The 2,658-nt window shown below is 35.9% G+C and carries 3 protein-coding genes; all 3 read left to right on the top strand.

Going from position 1 to position 2,658, the window contains the following annotated elements; translation table 11 throughout:
* Positions 1 to 238: 238 nt before the first annotated feature.
* Genes ACH0B5_RS17885 through ACH0B5_RS17875 form a run of 3 tightly spaced genes read left to right on the top strand, consistent with a single transcriptional unit; the run spans position 239 to position 2,488 of the window.
* On the top strand, positions 239 to 988 hold the full coding sequence (locus ACH0B5_RS17885) for a methionine ABC transporter ATP-binding protein (RefSeq protein WP_122972095.1): 750 nt from the start codon (positions 239 to 241) through the stop codon (positions 986 to 988).
* Entirely contained in the window at positions 981 to 1,643 is a 663-nt protein-coding gene (locus tag ACH0B5_RS17880; protein WP_122972096.1) for a methionine ABC transporter permease, read from the top strand. The genes ACH0B5_RS17885 and ACH0B5_RS17880 overlap by 8 nt, the downstream gene beginning before the upstream one ends.
* 17 nt (positions 1,644 to 1,660) lie before the next feature.
* Positions 1,661 to 2,488, top strand: coding sequence for a MetQ/NlpA family ABC transporter substrate-binding protein (locus ACH0B5_RS17875; protein ID WP_406928245.1), 828 nt, complete (start codon positions 1,661 to 1,663; stop codon positions 2,486 to 2,488).
* The last annotated feature ends 170 nt before the right edge of the window (positions 2,489 to 2,658 follow it).

Below are 2,658 nucleotides of genomic sequence, written 5' to 3'. Positions count from 1 at the left end.
TTTTATGCAAAGATAGAATTACAGAAAATTCAGATTTCAATTAGGTATTGAATTATTTTAATGCGACGCTAGTGAAAAATCATTATAAATTTACAATGGATTATTGAACTACTAAAAGGTAAAAGTAGAGCAGGTATTTAGTTACTTTGAAAACTAAACGGAAATGACAACCATCTTTTATTGGGCTATAATGAGAAGAATTGACACTACCCTTCCCATCATAGAAAGGGGTTTTTTTATGCTTAAATTAGATCGTGTTTCAAAAAGCTTTTCAACATTTCAAGCAGTAAAATCAGTTTCTTTAACGATTAATCAGGGAGAAATCCATGGCATCATTGGGGCAAGTGGAGCAGGTAAATCGACTTTATTAAGATTGATGAATTTGTTGGAAGTTCCAGATGAAGGCGAAGTAGAAGTAAATGGTCAACGATTAACAAGGATGAATAGGAAAAAACTTCGACAAGCTCGTAAATCAATTGGAATGATCTTTCAGCATTTTAATCTAGTTGCCAATAAAACCGTTTATGATAATGTTGTTGTACCTTTAGAGTTGGCAAACTATCCAAGGGCAGAACGTAGAAGCCGCGTGATGGAATGTCTTCAATTTGTCGGTTTGGACAGTTTAGTGGATAAATATCCTTCCCAATTAAGTGGCGGCCAAAAACAGCGTGTTGCAATAGCAAGAGCATTAGCGAATAAGCCGCAAATTCTACTATGTGATGAGCCAACCTCTGCCCTAGACCCTAGTACTACTGCGGACATATTAACGGTATTACAGAATATTAATAAAAGTTTAGGTGTGACAATTGTTATCGTCAGTCATGAGATGGAAGTCATTCGAAGTATATGTAATCGCGTAACGGTCATGGCGGACGGAGAAATTTATGACACGGTGATTTGTAAACCCACAGGGATATTAAGCAAAGAGAATAGCCCAGAATACTTTGTCGAACAACTAACAAAGGATGTTGAAATAGACCATGCTTGATACTTTAGTTCAATATGAATCGGAAATTTGGCAAGCAATTGGGGAAACCTTTGTCATGGTAGGGGTTTCAATAATAGCAGCCGTTCTAATCGGTCTCCCAGTCGGGACGTTACTTTTCCTTAGCAGAAAGGGCAATATGCTTGAAAATCGTTTGCTTTTCTCGACGTTAAATTTATTAGTCAATACAATCCGTTCTTTTCCATTCTTATTATTAGTAGTCTTTTTAATACCATTTACAAGGTTCATTATCGGGACAGCTATTGGAACGGCTGCAGCAACTGTTCCACTATCGATAATCGCTATTGCCCATTATGCGCGGTTGGTCGAACAATCGTTATTGGATGTCCCAAAAGGCGTTATAGAAGCGGCAATTTCAATGGGTGCATCTGTTAGAGAAGTAATTTTTAAATTTGTTTATGTAGAAGCTCGTTCGGGACTCGTTCTCGGATTAACTACTTCGATTATTAGTTTTATTTCCTATTCAACAATCATGGGAGTAGTTGGTGGCGGTGGAATAGGGGATTTTGCTATTCGATACGGATACCAACAGTTTAAAACCGACTTAATGATTTATATGATCATAATAATGGTCATACTTGTACAGCTTATCCAATTTATTGGTACAAACCTATCGAGAATCATTGATAAAAGATAATTACTGGAGGAAAAATCATGAAAAAAGTGCTTTCCCTTATAACTGTATGTTTATTTATTTTGGCTGGTTGTGGCCAAACAGATGAAGCAAAAAATAATGAAAGTGGACAAGAGCAAAAGCAGGAAGAAGTGACATTAAAAGTAGCTTCATTAATCCCACCAATGACGGAAATTTTAGACCTTGTTAAACCGAAACTTGAAGAGGAAGGCATTCAACTTGAAGTAGTTGTATTAAGCGATAACGTCCAACCGAATAGTGCACTTGCAGCAGGCGAAGTAGATGCAAACTTTTTCCAACACGTTCCGTATATGGAGGAGTTCAACCGAAACAATGATGTAGAATTAGTTTCTGTTGAACCAATTTACTTTGCCAATTACGGTGTGTATTCAAAAAATTATAAATCAATCGAAGAGTTACCAGAAGGTGCTGTTGTTGCGATTGCCAATGACATTTCCAACGTTGACCGTTCACTATCCTTATTAGCCCAACATAATATCATAAAATTAAAAGAAAAAACGGATAATTATTATACGAAAGCAGATATTATTGAAAATCCAAAAAATTTAAAGTTTGAAGAAGTCGATTTATTAATGTTAGCGAGAATGTATGATGATGCAGATGCTGTCGTTATGACACCGGCTTATGCGGCACCCCTTGGATTAACGCCGAAAAGTGATGCGCTTCTTACTGAAGGAGTGGAAAATGACTTTGCCATTACATTAGTTGCGCGTAAAGATAATGTAGACTCTGAACCAATCCAAAAATTAGCGGAAGCGATGACAAGTCCAGAAGTGAAAAAATTTTTAGAAGAAAATTATGATGAAACGGCTATTCCTGCCTTCTAAAAACGTTTCTTTTAAAGATTGCTTTTGAACAAAATAAAGCCCATATAAACAACCTATTGCTTACATTTAGGTCGTTTATATGGGTATTTTTTATTTTGGCTCTATAATATTTGTTGGGGTTTAAAAAAATTTCATAAATAAAAAAGCACGTAATCACCGATTTCTATATA

Origin of the sequence: Ureibacillus sp. 179-F W5.1 NHS (assembly GCF_045369345.1) — a bacterium.
Classification (GTDB): domain Bacteria; phylum Bacillota; class Bacilli; order Bacillales_A; family Planococcaceae; genus Ureibacillus; species Ureibacillus halotolerans.
Note: the sequence above shows the minus strand (reverse complement) of the source record. Positions and strands in the feature narration are given on the sequence as shown.

Bases quoted from the DNA above. Each gene is read 5' to 3' on its own strand.
- ACH0B5_RS17885 (WP_122972095.1), top strand. From the start codon at position 239: ATGCTTAAATTAGATCGTGTTTCAAAAAGCTTTTCAACATTTCAAGCA.
- ACH0B5_RS17880 (WP_122972096.1), top strand. From the start codon at position 981: ATGCTTGATACTTTAGTTCAATATGAATCGGAAATTTGGCAAGCAATT.
- ACH0B5_RS17875 (WP_406928245.1), top strand. From the start codon at position 1,661: ATGAAAAAAGTGCTTTCCCTTATAACTGTATGTTTATTTATTTTGGCT.